This window comes from Brevibacillus parabrevis, from assembly GCF_022701015.1.
GTDB classification, from domain to species: Bacteria; Bacillota; Bacilli; order Brevibacillales; family Brevibacillaceae; genus Brevibacillus; species Brevibacillus parabrevis.
The window spans coordinates 2,413,741-2,430,151 of the sequence record NZ_CP064090.1; the positions used below are offsets into that span (position 1 = coordinate 2,413,741).

Here is a 16,411-nt window from a genome sequence, read left to right on the forward strand (position 1 = left end):
TTCTCATGAGTAAAATGTCGTACAAGCTTCATATTCAAAAAGGCAGCATGGACGTCCCGCGAAACGAAACCACGTATACGCGAGATGAGCTGATGGAGATGACGACCTTTCAGCTGCGCAATATTTGTTACAAGGAAAAGCTGGTTGGCTCGGTTGTGAACAATCTCGATCGGGAAGGATTGCTGAACACGATCTTGCGGTTTCGCAGCGCGGAGGAGAGCTTGTTTATCGAAGCAGATACAACAGGCGGCTTTGAACGGATCGAAGCGGCTTTGCATGCCTACTTGAATACGCCGCTGCCTGGGGCGGACTCCATCAAAATCCCGGCAAAGATGAGTTTGTATGCCGGGCTGGCTGTAGACAGGCTGGATGGCTATCGGGTGGAGTCGGCCCAAGGCTTGTCCGAGTCGAATGTCCTGCTCGTCAATGACTACATGGAGCTGTGCGGCATTTTTCAGCTGCGCAAAGAGGCAGACAAGCAGGGACGGTACATGCTGTTTTCCCACAAGGACGTCCCGTGGCGCAAAACCGTGAATCAGAGCTACAGCCTGCTCTTTTTTCGCAAGCAAGACTCGGATTATTTGTACAAAGCATACACCGAGGATAAGCCGCTCCCCCCTGTCAACTTGCACTATTACAAAGTGCCTGTAACGGATCTGGAAATCAGGGAGCTGGAAGAGACGGATGCTGTGCTGGCGATTGATTTCGGCACTTCTTCCACGACCGCTGGCGCTTTTTTGGACCACCAGTATGTCAGCGCCCCTTCCAGCAACGATTTGCTGAATGGCCGGATCAAGCTGAATGCGATCAATTACGTCGCGTTTCCAGACACGACCCAGAAAACAGAAGAGTGGATCGAGGTATTGCCGACCGTTGTCCAGGTAGCAGACTGCTCCGTCGCGCAAGACGTGCGCTACCACATCGGCTACGAAGCGCTGCGCCAGATGAAAAAGAACGGATACAGCTCGCATGCGACCGTATTTTTCGGATTGAAGCGCTGGGTGAACAGCTATCACAAGCTGGAAGAAGTGATGGACAGCCAAGGGAATACGGCCATGGTCAAACGTAGCGACATTTTGCGGCAGTACCTGCTGCATGTCATCCAGACGGCGGAGCATCAGTTCAAGTGTCGGTTTCGGCACTTGCATATCACCAGTCCTGTGAAGCTGAAAACGCAGTTCATCGAGATGTTTACGGACATTTTGCCGGAATACCGCATCGAATCGCAGGATGCGCTGGATGAAGGGATGGCGGTGCTGTTCAACACGATCGCGGACCAGATTGACAAAGACAGCTTCCTCGACGGCGAGACGTACCAAGCGCTGGTCATTGACTGCGGCGGAGGAACGACCGACTTGTCATCGTGCCGCTTTCGCATCGAGGATGGCCACATCTCCTATCGCATCGACATTAGCACGACCTACGAAAACGGCGATACGAACTTTGGCGGCAACAACATCACATACCGGATCATGCAGTTCATGAAAATCGTGTTTGCCGACTACTACAGCAAAGGCCGCCACGTAACCGACATCGACCAACTGATCGACATCCCCGGCTCGGAAATATTCCGGCATGTAGATGAGTTTGGCGTCGATGCTGTCTACGAGCAATTCGAACGGCGCTACCGGGAGGCAGAGGCGCTTTTGCCCACCTGCTACAAAGCTTACGAGAACAAAAGCCGCGACGACTATCAGCGCGTCCGCAACAACTTTCACTTTTTATGGGACCTGGCAGACCATATGAAAAAGGAGTTTTTCCGTCAGACGGGCATTTTGCGCAACCGGTTTACAGCCGAAGGAGAGCAGCGTCAGGAGCAGGATTTGAAGCTGACAGCAGTCGAGCGCTGGGTGCTGTCGATACGCGAGGATGGTCGCTTCCGGGATGTGTACGACTTGCCTGACGTCGTCTTCAACAGCAAAGAGATCAACCATTTGATCAAGGCGGACATTTACGAGATTTTGCGGGTGTTCCTCGACGATTTTTATCAGGAAGGAAAGCTCGCGGACTTTTCCATCATCAAGCTGACCGGACAGTCGTGCCGGATTGACGTGTTTCGCGAAGCGTTGAAGGAGTTCGTGCCGGGACGCAGCATCGAATTTCGCCAAAGGTCCGAGGACGCAGGAAAAGTACCCGACCTGAAGCTGTCCTGCCTGCGCGGCGCACTTCGTTATCAGAGCGCGAAAAAAGCGGGATTCATCGAAGCGCAAATCACCAATCACGCGCCTGTCGTTCCTTACTCGGTGACGGCGTTCACGCACAACAGACAGGAGCGGATACTGATTCGCAGTCAGGAAAAGCTGAGCCAGGTGCATGGGGCCATCTCCCGTCCGTACGGAGTGAGCGAGGTGGAGTTTTTCCTCAAGGAAAGCGACGGACTTTTGCGCAAGCGCTATTTGTACACGGACGACAGAAGCGCGTACAAGCCTGTGCTCTACGAAGAAATCCAGGCCAAGTACGCAAGCCACATTCCCCAGGAAGAAACCGACTCGATTCAAAACGGAGAGGTCAAGTTTTTCGTGTTTTCAGGCGGCAGCGAATGGGGATTCCACGTGGTGCCAGTCGCTCGGCAAAACGAGCAGCTACTTCTGGGGAAAAAAGTGTTCTTCGCCTTTGAAAGCGATTTGTCCGAGCTGGACTTTTTCGACGGGATGAAATAGCGAGTCAACCTAATCCATATGAACAAGAAGGGGGGAACAGCCTTGTTTTCCCATCTCTCTCCCCAATTTCACAAGGGGCGAATTCTCAAGCGGGAAATGCTCGAAAACTTGCGGGACTATCCGAGACATCTCGCCGAGCTGCATTTTCTCGCCTACACGGACGGAATTATTTCCGGCATGGACGTTGCGGTCGAGGACGGACAGCTCGTCGTCGGCCGCGGCATCATCAAGCATCAAGGCCGGATTTATTTGCTGGATCGCGAGGAACGGCTCCCGTACGAAGCGACAGGCAAGGAGACGATGCTGAAAATACGTTTCGACGAGCAGACGACGTTGACCGACTTTTTGGCGTACGAGACGCACTATGTGCTCGATACGAACATGGACATCGGGACGGATGAGCGCGAGCTGGGCCGTTTCAAGCTCAAGGAAGGCGCGAAGCTGCGCTCGGATTACCCGTATTTTCTCGATTTGACAACAGAGTACAACACGTGGAATTTCACGAATGTGGAATATGCAGGCCAGCAATACCCGACACTCGCTCCGGCGATCTTGCGTTATTTTTCGCACGAGCTGTTGAAGACCAAAACGACAAACGCCTTCGACCTCGCTTTTGCCACACAAGGAATCAACGCCGAGCGAGTGGAGCGCGACCTGATTCTTCATTATATAGGCACCCGGTTGGGCTTCGGCTATCGCGCCAGCTCCAACCCGCAGATCGTCAGCTATTTGGGGCGTATTTTGGAAGAGGCGAAGAGCGGCGACAAGCCCAAACAAGAGTGGCGGGCGTCCGGGCGGCAGCGGGTGATTGTGGATTAGCGGAAGCGGGATGGCAACAATCAGGCAGTAGCCAGACGGGAGGGATTCGATGAGCAGCCAGTTTTTCACCTACAAGAACATCCAAGTGATGCCGTATGAACTGACTCATTTGCAAACGTTGAAAGTCGTGAAAAAAATGAACGAGCACGCACGGCTTTGGTTTACCGGAATCATTTCCGAGGAGCAGAAGGATAGCTATGTGAATCAAACCAATTCGCAAACACCTGTCAAAATCGTTTTGACGGACGGAAAGGGAAAGCCGACAGCCTGGTTTGAGGGCATCGTGCTGCGGGTCAATGTCAAAGCGAGTCGGGGCGTGTATTACTTGTCGGTAGAGGCGGTTTCGTACACGTATTTGCTCGATGTCAAAACGAAGAAGCGCTCCTTCCAAAACCCGGCGATGACGTATGCCAATCTGGTGAAGACGGTACTGTCAGCGTATGGTAAAGCCGATTTTATCGACTCGGTTACCAAAGGCAAAACGCTTGGCACCTTTATCATGCAATACGAGGAGACAGACTGGCAGTTTCTGAAAAGAATGGCTTCGCGCTTCTATACCGGTCTTGTTCCCGCCACGACTTTTCCGCTGCCTAAATTTTTCTTTGGACTGCCAAGCGGTCAGGACAAGGGCAAATTGACGGCTGGCCACTACACCGTCCACAAGCGGGTGGGCGAGTTCCAAAGCGATTCGGAAAATAAGATTCCCGGAATCAACGAGCAAGACTATACGGTGTACGAGGTAGAGAGTGAGCAAGTTCTTGAGGTAGGCAACGAAGTCCAGTTCAAAAACAGGCCGCTTGTGGTCGGGGAAGCTGTCTCAGAAATCAAGGACGGCATTTTGACGCATACGTACAAGCTGTTTCCGCGCAAAGGCATGTACCGCAAGAAGCTGTACAATCATGCGATCATCGGGGCTTCCATCCAGGGACGCGTGCTCCAGATCCAAAATGACAATGTGCGGGCCAAGCTGGACATGGATGACCAGCAAGACCAGAGCACAGCTTACTGGTTTCCGTACTCGACGATTTACACATCCGAAAACCAGACGGGCTGGTACGTCATGCCGGAGGTCAACGATCAAATCCGGATTTATTTTCCCAGCAAGAAGGAAGAGGACGGGATAGCTATCAGCTCGGTTCTGAAGGATATTCCAGACGCCAAACCGGATGCCAAGAAAAAGTCAGGCGGCTCGGGAGGCGGAGCTGCTGCCGCAGGAGGAAGCGGCGGCGGAAACGATCGGATGAAAGATCCGGCGGTCAAGACGTTTCGTACGAAATACGGAAAAGAAATTGTGCTGGCTCCCGATAAAATCGTCATTTCCGCGGGGGAGATGTCGATTACGATCAGCGACAAGCACGGAATATCGATTGTGAGCAACCAAAACGTGAACATTACAGCCGGACAAGACATCAACATGTCTGGAAACACGATACACATTAATGCGCAAAAGATCGAGCTGACAGGCAAAGGGAACACGATTACGTTGGAAGACAAAATTGAAATGAAGGGCTCGGAAATCAAGATGAACTAGGAGGCTCGTTCAGCCATGAAAAAAGCGGAAGCGCTCCAGCATCTGTACGAGCAGGTCGCTTTGCCTGCGCTGGAAGAATGTGTTGCGGCTTTGGAATCTTTTTTTCTGGAAAACAGGGAGCGGCTCGTAGCGGATTTTGTGGAAGCGATGCGGCAGTTTGCCATCCAGATTAAAGAAAGGCAGGCACGAGGTGTTATGCCAGCTGTCGGATTTATTCACCTTTCGCTGTTGCGCACGTCCGTGTTGGACGGATCAAACCAATATTTGCTCGAAGCTTATACAGACAAATGGTATTGGGATGAGGCGGCTTGCTTTTCCCGCTATGACGCAGGCTGGGCTTTTCAAGAAATCTCCGGACTTCTGCGACTTTTGGAAGAGCGGCGCAAAAGGTACATGGGCGTGCTGGATGCACCGGATGTAGAACGGATGGTGCTCAAGGAGTTGGACTTTTTTGCCCAATTCGTGACAGCTCTTGCCCGTCTCTCCCTATCAGAAGTGGTCAAGCTGCCAGAGTACAAGCAATTGGAAAAAGCGCAGCGATTTCAAATCCGGGTGGGCGAGTTTAAAGATTTGAGCGAGCCGGTCTATGTGGAAGATATCCAGGCGAGAGAAGAAGAGGAAGCGAGAAAGCTGCTGGAGCAAACAAAAGGGGCGCAGTGTACGCACGAAACATTTGCCAACATGCAGTTGCGCGAGATCAAGGCGGACGGGCTGGATTTGCGATTCAACGACTTTAGCAGCAGTGATCTGGCTAACAGCGAGTTTCGTCAATGCGTGCTGATGGGTACGCGCTGGATCGGCAGCAAGCTGACAAACGCTGACTTTCGCCATTCGTTGCTTTGCGATGCCGATTTTCGCCAAAGCGACCTTCGTGGGGCCAATTTCACTTACACAGACGGACAGACAAGCAATGACAAACGGTATAGGCAACCAGGCTTGCTTGGCATCCGGTTTGATCAGGCGAATCTGGAGGGGGCGGATTTTCGCCATTCTCGTCTATACAGGGCAAGCTTCTGCGGAGCAAATTTACGACAGGCGATCTTTTTGGAACGGGATCAGGATCGGTTTGCGTTGACGGACGAACAACGGGAAGAGATTTGCTGGGCAACGGAATGAAGGAGGTGATCACGGTGCGGGATTACTATTTGCTCACGGAGGACAGGCGTATCTCGCGGAAGGTGCAGCCCACTGGCTTGCCACTGGAAGAGGGGATCGAGGCGCTTTTGCCCGTGACTGTTTTGGAAGTCCGGTCGGAGGGGAGCCTCACGTATCCGGATTGGTTGGACAGGCCGTTGTACATGCTGTCCGACCGGATGAAATCCATTACCGCCAAGTACAATCTGGGCATTCGTTGGAAACGCGTCGATTTGATCGACCGACAACAAAACGATCGGAATGTGTATTGGATCATGCAGGTTCCCCCGGTGGATGCGCTATCCGCGGGCAGCGAGTTTCACCAGAATGGAGCGTTGAAAAGAATGGTGCTGGACTACGAAAAGGTAAAGCGACACCATTTCTTCTCGGTGCAAGGCATTTTGGAGCCGTACATCGTGGTGAGTCTGGATGCGGCGGAAAGTTTTCTGCGTAGAGGCTTGACTGGTTTCGTATTGCAAAAAGTGGAGATCGAGTCGGGGAGACAGACATGACAGAACATTGGGATGAAAAAATTTTGGATGTGTGGAATGAGCTGCAAATGAAGCGGCAGCTGGAGGAGATGAGTCGGCAGCGACCACAACTGACCTGGGAAGAATGTCTGGCGGCTGCGGAGCTTGGAAGCATGGAGCATGACGGGCGCACGTTCGCGTTTGAGGAGAAAGTGATCTTCGACGGACAGGTAAGCATGATTTTGCCGCGCACGCTCCAGCTTATGCCGAGAGGACTGGTAGGCAAAAGCAGCACGGCACAGCAGCATGAGCAGCTGGCTTTTCAGGACGAAGCAGGCACGATTTTGCTTGGTCTCAACCATATGATCCATGCGCTTTCGGTGAATGAGAGCGAAATTTTTTTGCGTGAGATGACGGCACAGATCAAAAGCAAGACGCCAGGTTTGCAGATCGTAAAAAACGATGTGTGGGAGCAAGCTGGGCGGTTAATGGCGAGTTACGAATATGTCGTTCCGAAGCCAGACGGTAACTTTTATCAGATCATGTTCGCGACGTCGCTAAACGGGAGAGCTTTTTTTGGCAGCCTGGTGTTTTCGGCGAGTGAAGCGTGGGTGTGGCAGCCGCTTGCGACCGCATTGATCCGGACTCTCAAGATAAGCGAGGGCGTATAAGCTTTTGGTGAATGAGTGGGAAAGGAGAGAGGGATATGCTGGAAAACTTGCTCAGGGCGCTGAGTGCAGGAATATTTGGCGAAGAGTATTCGTATGTCGTACGCGGCGCGACAGCAAAATGCTCGCAAGGAACAGACCCCGGGGTGCTAAACTTGCCTACGTGCCACGGAGTGTACAGTCGCGGAAAGCCTGTCATGAACGTCGCAGATCACGCTTCGGGTGCGAATATTGGCTGCTTCGGATTTTGCAAGCTGACGGGAAGCCAGTGCGTGCCGCAGACGCCGGAAAAGTGGACGGACGGAAAAGAGGATGTGCTGGTGGATAACGAACCCGCTTTGCTGAGCAAATCGCGGCTGGTTTGCACTGCCTCAGGCATCATCACCATTGACAAGGACGGACAAGATTGACGTCAACCTGCGACCTGAAAAAGGGAGGGAAATGACATGCAGGCAACAGATGGCGTCATGGCCTATCACGATTTGCAAGTCGTCTGGCCGTATGGGCCGATCCGGCTGGACAGCCTGACATTTTTGCATCAGACGGGCACGCATGCGACTTTGCGCCTGACCGGAATCGTCCCGGAAGACAAAGAAGAGGAAATCATCCATCTCGCCAGCAACCACGACGGCATCGGGCTGTACGGGAAACAGGGCGCGGCGAAAAAGCCGATTTTCATGGGTTGCTTGCAGCATGTGGAGATCAAAGTCGTCCGGGATATTCATTACGTGACGATTCAAGCGATTTCCCATACATACGCGATGGACTTGAGTCCGAAAACGCGCTCTTTTCAACAGGTAGACCGCCTGTACCGGGATGTCGTCGAGGAAGCTTTGTCCGTCTATCCGGGCGGGGATTTCATCGACCAAGCTTTTGACGAGAAAAAGCAAGGCAAGTTCATCATGCAGTACGAGGAGACGGACTGGACGTTTGTCAGGCGCATCGCTTCGCATGTGGGAGCCGTCCTCGTCCCGGATGTCAGTGACCACAAGGTGCGTTTCTGGATCGGGATGCCGGAGGGACGCAAGCAAATCAAGCTGGAAGCGGCTCCGTACGAGGTCAACCGGGCGATTGCGCCGTACATGAAAAAAGCGGCGAACGGCGCATCCTCGCTGTCCGAATACCAGTACACGACGTACACCTTCGCTCACGACGAGTGGCTGCACATCGGCGATGAGGTGCAGCGTGACGGACGAACGTTTGTCATCACAAAGGTTACCGGAACGCTGGAGCAGGGACTGTTGAAGTGGACTTACGTGTGCGCTGTGCCTGAATCGGTCAAGCAAACGAAGCTGTACAACTCCGCGATTATCGGCGCAGCCATCGACGGCAAAATCATTCAGGTTGGCCGCAACCAGGTCAAAATTCACTTGAATATGGACCAAAAACAGGACGCAAGCAAAGCCCAATGGTTCCCGTACGCCGCAGAAGGCAACCAGATTTTATACCTCATGCCAGAGCTCGGTTCCAAGGTCAAGCTGTACTTCCCTGGTGCCGAAGAGGACGACGGCATGGTCATGAACTCCGTGCGCCACGCCCCGCAAGGCGAAGCCGTCCAGAAGCAAGCGAAAAAAATGCAGGACCCGGGAGTCAAATCGTTCGGCAACCCCCAAGGCAAAGAGTTCACGCTGGGCGACAAAGAGCTGACGATGACGGCGCAGGAGGGCATGCTGTACATCTCCATGAATAAGGATGCGGGCGTCAGTTTCAATAGTGCTTCGCAGGTGCGGATTCAAGGAAAGGGCGCCGTGAGCCTGAGCGGTGCGGCTGTTCATTTGTCCGGCACAGAAGGATTGACGGTCAAAACGGCAGGAGATGCCCTAGAGTTAATCGAAGAAGCAAATGCGAGCAGTGAAAACATTCAGCTGGAAGCGAGTGCCCGGCATTCTTTTCCGCAACTGTTAAGTGCGTTTGAGCAAGATGTAGCGGCCAACGGGATTCTTGCGGTCATGGCGAAACGCACCTTGGATAACCAGATCGCAGAGGTGGAAGGGAAGTTTGCGGCCTTTGGGGATACGTTGGCTGGTTTGTGGGGGGCGGCGGTAGACGCGGGCGACCTGGTTGTGACAGGTGTTTTGGGAGGCGATGACGCCCAAAGCTTGTATGAGTTTGTGAGCGGCTCCGAAGTCGGTTCGCTGACCGAGAGGAACAATTTGGCCAAAGGAGCAGTAGAAGTCGCCACGAACACAGCCGAATATGTAGAGAAAGTGGCTTCGGGCAAAAAATCATGGCAGGACGTAGCCCAAGATGCAGGCGACGCAGCCGTCTCGATCGGGACAGGATTATACAACGATTACATCGACCCTTTTGTGAAAGACGAGAAGTACAAACAAGATAATTTGCACGGCGGTCTGTGGACCCGCTCGGTCGACGAAAGCTACGCAAAAGGGCAAAATGAATTTAAGAAAGACATGGTCGTAGCGGAAGCCGTACTGACGGTGTATAGCGGTGGAATGGGCACAGCAGCATTAAAAGGCGGCAAATCGGTGGCGAAGTTGGATGTGGACGCGCCGCATGGTTCCAAAAAGCCGCACGCTAATAGTGATTCGGACGGCGGAAAGGGAAGAGGCGGACCCCTGCACGGCTCCGGCAAAAATGACATGTTGGAAGGCGTGCCCCTTAAGGACGGGAAGCTCAAGACGAAGGCCAAACTGCTGGATGATGTGTTAAAAGAGCTGAGCGAAACGATTGCAAAGTTCCTCGAAAAGATGAGCGAGCAGTTAAATGGAAGACTGGTCGTGATGGAAGATGCGATGACGGGCCAACGCTTTTTCTTCTGGGAGAAAGGGGAGGGCTATTCCTTTTCGAAAGATCGGACAGGGCAAGGCGGGTCGCATAGTTCGGGGACATCAAAGGGGCATGACAGTAAAGCTACTGATACGGATGTTCCCAGCAAGAATACGCCGCCAAAAGGAGGAAAGGCAAGCGGAGACCTCGGGCATTCTCATCATGATGAGCCAGTTACTGATAAGAAGGGTAATGATGCTAATAAAAATCAGCCTTATGAGAAGGAAAAGGCAGGGGCTGAGGGGACGGGTAATGCTCCGATAGAACTTGAAAAAATTGATTGGAGCAAATATAACCGTGTAGATAATTATAAACCGACCTTTGAAACTATATTTGATGAAGCAAATTACAGGCTTGCATCAAAGCACTATGATGAGATTAGAAGCGTGGGTATGGAAGATATTGAACAGGTTGCAAAAAATACTGGTTTATCAGTAGAAGAAATAAGGGCAGTGAAGCAACACATCTTTTTTGATTCACATAAAATACCATTGAATGATAAAAGCTATAGAGTAGGGCAATTTACTCCAGATGCTGATTTTGGTTACGCATGGAAGCAAGCACAAAAAGAGAAAGAGTTAACACAATCACAAAAAGAGTGGTTACAACAAATGATTAAACATGAGCTTACGGAAATTGAACTTATGAAGCAAGGATATCCATATAAAAATCCTGGTGCATACAATCCTGGCTCGAATACCTTTGGTTCTAAACCTCCAGGGGCACACGACGCAGCTGATCCTCAACCTAAAGGTGAGTTTGATGGGGCGTTTAGCTATAATCTTAAAGAACAAGGTAAGATAGAAAAACAACTAGAAAAAGAAAAAGGAGAATGAATGTGGGATATTTAAATCAGGCGATTAAACGTATTTCCGTAATAGATTGGGGCTGTCTTGGAGAAAAGGAAACCATGTCACAAAGTTATTTGTGTCGAGAGTACTTAAGAAGAGCAACCAAATTTTTAAGAGATTATCCAGGTACTTGTGTACCCCCTTTTATTATGATTTCAAATTCGATCACTGAGCCCCAAGAAAACATTGAGATGATTGAAATACTGAATGAAATAAATAATTCTTACCATAGAGCTCTCGTTACGAGTTATCTTGAATTATGCGCTCTTATTGATGAAAAAAATCCAATTGCTATGGATAACAAGGATTTGTTTGAGCCGGCAATAAAGCTATATGAAAGAGGTGGCTTTTTCTATAGAAGGGAAGGATATATATATATAAATGGTAATTCTATTATAATTGCAGATGTTGCTTGGGATAAACAGGAACCACTAGATATTAGTGATGAAACCTTGGATGCGCTAGATAATGGTTGTGCCGAGTAAACTATTGTTACATTTTTCAATATTGATTGAACTGCTTAGTGACGATTAAAACAATCATTCAATCAGTAACCCATGCAAAAATATAGATTGGGTTTACAATGTGGCAACAAGATCATACAATACAACCAACAAACCAAACACTAAATAATTCAAACACTTGATAAACTTTCAAAAGCTCTTTCCAACTTGTTTTATGAGTAGGAATGAGCTTTTTTTGCATGTCCAAAATCAAAGGAGGATGAAACGAATGGCAAAACGTGAACAGGTAGTGGCAGAAGAGTTGAAGAACCAGCAACTAGCACAGGAAGGAGAAAAAGAAGTGAGGTCTATTGCCCAGGCTCGCGCAGCATACGAACAGCTAATGGATGGAATTCGTGGGTACTGTCAGCAAGCAAGGGAATTACGTGAACAGGCGGAAAAGTTGCAGCGATCAGGACGTACAGATTTTCAGATTAGCGAAGAGATTCAGCAGTTGTTGAACAGAGCGGAGCATTTGGACGCGGTAGCAGATCAGAAGGATGGACTGCCACGCCAGCAAGCACTAGAACTCATAGACAGACTAGAGCAAGAAGCATCAGATTGCAAGCAGCTTATACGGTATAACGAGGCAGTTCAAGCACGTCAGGAGCAAGAACTTGAAAATGCAAAGGCAGCAGCGGTGAAAATGATTCAGGATGCAGAAGAGCGTCTGGCACAAACAAGGCATGTATTGGCTGAAAAAGTGGCTCAGCTTGCAGAACTGGAGAGCTAGGTGAATGAATAACGGGATACCTCAAAAATATCAAGGCGTGATGCGCGATCTGTTGCAGAATCTTAAGGGCACAGGCAAACGAGTTGAACTGATTACGGAGAAGGGAGCCTGTACGATGCAGGCCAACAAGAGCAGCGATAGCTTTGTAATTGAGATCGTAGACGATAGTGAAGTCATTGAAGTTGATGATATAGACTCAACAGAAGAATTGAGAGTGACAGTTCAGGACGCAGTACGTGAAACGATGAATAGCGCTACAGGGAGAACGTAACCAGAGGGAGGAATAGAGAGATGTTGAACCTAAGTCCAGAAGCATTAGAAGCACGTCGGGAATACAGAAGACAGTATGAACGAGAATATCGGCGCAAATGGCGGCAGAAGCCAGAGAACCGATTAAAGGAAAAAGAATACGAGCACAGATACTGGGAACGTAAAGCGAAGCAGTCTAAGGAATAACACATGCAGCCAGGCGCTCTTAGGCTGAGCACCGATTCAAACATACAACCAAGGACATTTTACCGCAGCAGGCACGAAACCACGAGAGCAACCAAATATGAACGTCACAGGGGGAAATAGCACAATGACAAAACATGAAGAATTCTTATGGGAACTGTTACTTCACGAGATTAATACGAAAGCAGAACTAACACGTATGTACTTTGACTGCTTTACGTTTATTGCTAAAACGGAACAGCTTGAGGAGTTTCGGTTGCATAAGAAACAGAGGGAAGAAAGTAGAAGGAAAGCATTAAAGGAGTCATTTCTTGAAGAAGATGAACAAGAATAGTGAACATGTATTGAAACAGATAGATAAACAGCTTGGAGGCAGGATGACCTCCCCCGGGTCGGGGAAACGATACCCCATGAAATGAGGTTAGGGGATATAAAAATGGAACAGAAACAATGCGGAGCCAAGACGAAAAGCGGTGAAGCTTGTAAAAAAGCGGCTCTAAAGAATGGACGTTGCAGGTTGCATGGTGGAAAATCTACTGGCCCGAAGGACAGGGCGAAGCATAGCGAACGTCTAAAAGGCAACAAAAACGCCTTGAAACATGGACTGTATGAAACGATCTGGCTAGATACGCTAACGGAGGAAGAACAAGAGTTGTACCATCAGGTTTCAACCGACCCGAATGTACAGGTGGATAGCGAGTATCGGCTTTCAGAGTTACGGATACGGCGTATGCTAATGCGTATTCAGCAGGAGGAACAGAAGGACAAGCCTGACCCTGCTGAAATTAGAGCCATTGAAGATGCCATCACCAAAGTGCAGATGAATGTCGCGGCACTGATTCGGGAGAACGGTAAACTCAGGGGTATGCAGAAGCAGAAAAGTGATGGCTCGTTAGACCAGTTGGTCGAGATATTGCAACAAGCGAGAAGCAAGTTTCAAGGATGAAGACAGGAGCAGACAGAGCACACGCTTTGTTTCGCTCCTTTTTTACTACCGCAGAAGGCGTGGCATCTAAAAATGAATGTAAAAATGTCTTACCACGATCACGGTTAACGAGCGGCAAAAAGGATAAAGAGGGTTGTAAATGCCTTCCGTAAGGTCGTATGGTGTTACAAAAAACAGGAGGCATTTACATGAAGGAAACGAAGGTCAAGAAATGGGTAGGCTATGTGCGTATCTCCTCGGACAGTCAGATGGAGAACACATCTATTAGTGAACAGGTAAGGCAGATTGAAGCGTTTTGCGTGAGTCAGGGCTGGCAACTAGCAGCGATCTTCAAGGACGAAGGAGTTAGTGGGAGCACAATAGAACGAGACGGTTATCAAGATATGCTGCATTACATTCAGCAGCCCGAACATGAGGTTGGCGGGATTGTCGTGACGAAATCAGACCGTATCCATCGTCAATTGAATCATCTGCTGGACTTGATCGAAGAGGAACTGGAACCACACGGCATGGCGTTCATTAGTGTGACGGAGCGAATGGATACCTCGACTCCGCAAGGGAAGATTTTCTTGCAAATGCTTGGCGGTTTTGCTGAGTTTGAACGTGCAACCATCAATGAACGTACCCGAAACGGACGAATCGCTACGGCTAGAAAGAATCAATATGCTGGCGGAGGTATTCCTTATGGCTACAGGCTGTGGAACGGAAACATTGAACTGGATAAACAGCAAGCCAGCACCGTAAAATACATTTTTCAGGAATATGTAGAAGGAACGAACCCTTATCGCATCGCCAAGTTGCTGAACAACGCTGGTATCCAAACCAAGACAGGAAAGGCTTGGACAGTCGTACAGGTACAAAACATTTTGAACAATGAGACGTACACAGGGTTCAACATGTACAACGGGCAAAAAGAGCAGAACGGCATTAGACAGAAAGATGTGTTCCCTCGTATCATTAGTCGCCAGTTGTGGAACAAGGCAAGGCAGGTCAGCTAATCATTACGTAGACATTGGGAGGCTGGACAAATGAGCGAATTCAAAGAACGGATGATGATGTGTTCTGAAGACTACGACGAAATGATTGACATGGCTCTAGCCATGGAGGACAAGAAATGGTTTGAGGAATTGGTTACCAAGCAAAAGCGGTTACGTGAACTGGAGATTGAAATGCGTCGTGAGTTAGGCGTACTCGACTAGGATACGAGCATACTCCACAGCAGACCCACGAGAACCGGGCGAGACGACGTTCTCATGTAGGATTACCACAAATGACACCGATGAGGGGAGATACAAACGAGAGCGAACCATCTCATAGGATTAAACGTTATTGTTGACTCCAAACAAAGCATGTGACATAATTCCTCATACAGTATTCGATTGTGGTTCAGGGGATACTGCTAACTTGGTAAACTTCAACTCTTAGAGCACTTGATTGTCTGTAATGGACGACAAGTGCTTTTTTGCGTTTAACATTCTCAAATGGACAGCGTCCGATAATTACTTAATTAGTCGAGTAAGTGTTACATTTTACAATCGCATGGAGCAAAAAAGCGTATGAGAACGGGAGTGTAGCGTGTGATGAATGCAAGTGTATCCATAGACAAATTTGTCATGGAATATAAGGATGTGCCGCTTGGGGCTTATTACGGATTGATGAGTGAACCATTTCACGTATGCCCCTAGTTCCTGCTTCAACTGTGCGAGTGACCCAAATCTTCGATTCTTGACAAACTCCGTTTGAATCAGCTTAAAAGTTGCTTCTGCGACTGCATTGTCATAGGGGCAGCCTTTCATGCTTAGCGAGCGCTTGATGTTGAATATACGGACGACGTCACCAATCGTACGATTGGTAAACTCACTGCCTCGATCCGTGTGAAAGAGCTGAATTTGACGTAGGTCTCCTTTTACGCTTGCAAAAGCTTGGTAGACGAGCGCAGCATCTTTACTGGTTCCACAACTATACCCAATAATCTCCCGATTGAATAAGTCCACGAGCAGACAGATGTAGTGCCATTTGTTTGCGACTCGGACATACGTCAAATCACTCACAACCGCCTCTAGTGGTTCATCTTTTGTAAACTCGCGGTTCAGTTCATTCTGGATTGGTGAATCGTTACACGGTGACTTATGCGGTTTATACTGGGAAACCGTATACGCCGATACAAGACCATTCTTTTTCATCAAGCGTCCAATCCGCCGTTTGGAAACGATCCATCCTTCTTTTTGTAGGGTTGCCTTGATCTTTCTGGTTCCATACACGCGCTGATTCTCATCAAAAATATGGATGATTGCTTGCTCCACCTCATCATCGATAGATGGCTGCTGGCTACTTTCATAATAGTAGGTACTCCGATTCACCTTGAGGATGGTGCACATGGCAGACACGGGGTATTTATGTGCATTGTGCCGGATCACTGTTATTTTCGTCCGAAGATCAGCGCTGCTTGCTTTAAAATATCGTTCTCCATCTTCAACCGTTGATTTTCCTTACGCAACGCCATGAGTTCATTTTGTTCCTCTGTTCGGTTGTCCTTTTCTTTGAAGCAACCTGTGGTTCTACTCTGTTTGACCCAACGGTCAAACGCAGATACACTCAGATCATATTCTCTCAAAATATCTGCACGTGGTTTGCCATTTTCATAAAGCTGAATCATCTGCTGTTTGAATTGATCTGTAAATGACCGACGCTCACGTTTCCCCATGACATTCTCTCCGTTCCATGTCGATTTGATTTCAATCTACTAGACCCTAAGAGAATTGTCCAATTCAGTGTAGCCGATCCATTTTCTTCTGGGAGAAAGGGGAGGGCTATTCCTTTTCGAAAGATCGGACAGGGCAAGGCGGGTCGCATAGT

General features: G+C 49.3%; 15 protein-coding genes and 1 pseudogene. 15 read left to right on the forward strand and 1 reads right to left on the reverse strand.

Translation table 11 applies throughout. From position 1 onward, the window contains the following. Positions 1-5 precede the first annotated feature (5 nt). From IRJ17_RS11515 to IRJ17_RS11585, 15 genes are all read left to right on the forward strand, one after another. Positions 6-2,660: an acetate and sugar kinases/Hsc70/actin family protein gene (locus IRJ17_RS11515; RefSeq protein ID WP_173598226.1), complete on the forward strand. Its 2,655-nt coding sequence runs from the start codon at positions 6-8 to the stop codon at positions 2,658-2,660. Between the two features lie 42 nt (positions 2,661-2,702). Beyond that, the gene (locus tag IRJ17_RS11520) at positions 2,703-3,479 is read left to right on the forward strand and encodes a DNA and RNA helicase (RefSeq protein ID WP_122965914.1); all 777 of its coding nucleotides are present in this window, start codon (positions 2,703-2,705) and stop codon (positions 3,477-3,479) included. Between the two features lie 49 nt (positions 3,480-3,528). Continuing rightward, entirely contained in the window at positions 3,529-5,010 is a 1,482-nt protein-coding gene (locus IRJ17_RS11525; protein ID WP_173598228.1) for a contractile injection system protein, VgrG/Pvc8 family, read from the forward strand. 15 nt (positions 5,011-5,025) lie between these two features. Further along, complete coding sequence (locus tag IRJ17_RS11530; protein WP_242774753.1) at positions 5,026-6,126, forward strand: pentapeptide repeat-containing protein; 1,101 nt, start codon at positions 5,026-5,028, stop codon at positions 6,124-6,126. Between the two features lie 14 nt (positions 6,127-6,140). Continuing rightward, a complete protein-coding gene (locus IRJ17_RS11535) occupies positions 6,141-6,656 on the forward strand; it encodes a hypothetical protein (protein ID WP_173598230.1) in 516 nt (171 codons plus the stop codon). Beyond that, complete coding sequence (locus IRJ17_RS11540; protein ID WP_122965910.1) at positions 6,653-7,285, forward strand: hypothetical protein; 633 nt, start codon at positions 6,653-6,655, stop codon at positions 7,283-7,285. Before IRJ17_RS11535 ends, IRJ17_RS11540 begins: the two co-directional genes overlap by 4 nt. 35 nt (positions 7,286-7,320) lie before the next feature. Beyond that, a complete protein-coding gene (locus IRJ17_RS11545; protein WP_122965909.1) occupies positions 7,321-7,692 on the forward strand; it encodes a DUF4280 domain-containing protein in 372 nt (123 codons plus the stop codon). A 36-nt stretch (positions 7,693-7,728) separates the two neighbouring features. Further along, positions 7,729-10,905: a late control protein gene (locus IRJ17_RS11550; RefSeq protein WP_242774755.1), complete on the forward strand. Its 3,177-nt coding sequence runs from the start codon at positions 7,729-7,731 to the stop codon at positions 10,903-10,905. Between the two features lie 2 nt (positions 10,906-10,907). Further along, positions 10,908-11,405 carry a hypothetical protein gene (locus IRJ17_RS11555; protein WP_373926273.1) on the forward strand — a complete coding sequence of 166 codons (498 nt, stop codon included), beginning with the start codon at positions 10,908-10,910 and terminating at the stop codon, positions 11,403-11,405. 247 nt (positions 11,406-11,652) lie between these two features. Next, positions 11,653-12,156, forward strand: a complete 504-nt coding sequence (locus IRJ17_RS11560; RefSeq protein WP_242774759.1) for a hypothetical protein — start codon at positions 11,653-11,655, stop codon at positions 12,154-12,156. Positions 12,157-12,160: 4 nt separating this feature from the next. Further along, the gene (locus IRJ17_RS11565) at positions 12,161-12,427 is read left to right on the forward strand and encodes a hypothetical protein (protein ID WP_242774761.1); all 267 of its coding nucleotides are present in this window, start codon (positions 12,161-12,163) and stop codon (positions 12,425-12,427) included. Between the two features lie 309 nt (positions 12,428-12,736). Next, positions 12,737-12,943, forward strand: coding sequence for a hypothetical protein (locus IRJ17_RS11570; protein WP_174231948.1), 207 nt, complete (start codon positions 12,737-12,739; stop codon positions 12,941-12,943). Between the two features lie 102 nt (positions 12,944-13,045). After that, complete coding sequence (locus IRJ17_RS11575; RefSeq protein WP_242774763.1) at positions 13,046-13,555, forward strand: HGGxSTG domain-containing protein; 510 nt, start codon at positions 13,046-13,048, stop codon at positions 13,553-13,555. Between the two features lie 188 nt (positions 13,556-13,743). Then, positions 13,744-14,553, forward strand: coding sequence for a recombinase family protein (locus tag IRJ17_RS11580; RefSeq protein WP_242774765.1), 810 nt, complete (start codon positions 13,744-13,746; stop codon positions 14,551-14,553). Positions 14,554-14,583: 30 nt separating this feature from the next. Next, entirely contained in the window at positions 14,584-14,754 is a 171-nt protein-coding gene (locus tag IRJ17_RS11585) for a hypothetical protein (protein ID WP_167470394.1), read from the forward strand. A 462-nt stretch (positions 14,755-15,216) separates the two neighbouring features. Here IRJ17_RS11585 and IRJ17_RS11595 read toward each other — a convergent pair. After that, a pseudogene (locus IRJ17_RS11595) lies at positions 15,217-16,259 on the reverse strand (IS3 family transposase); the annotation flags it as partial. Positions 16,260-16,411 lie beyond the last annotated feature (152 nt).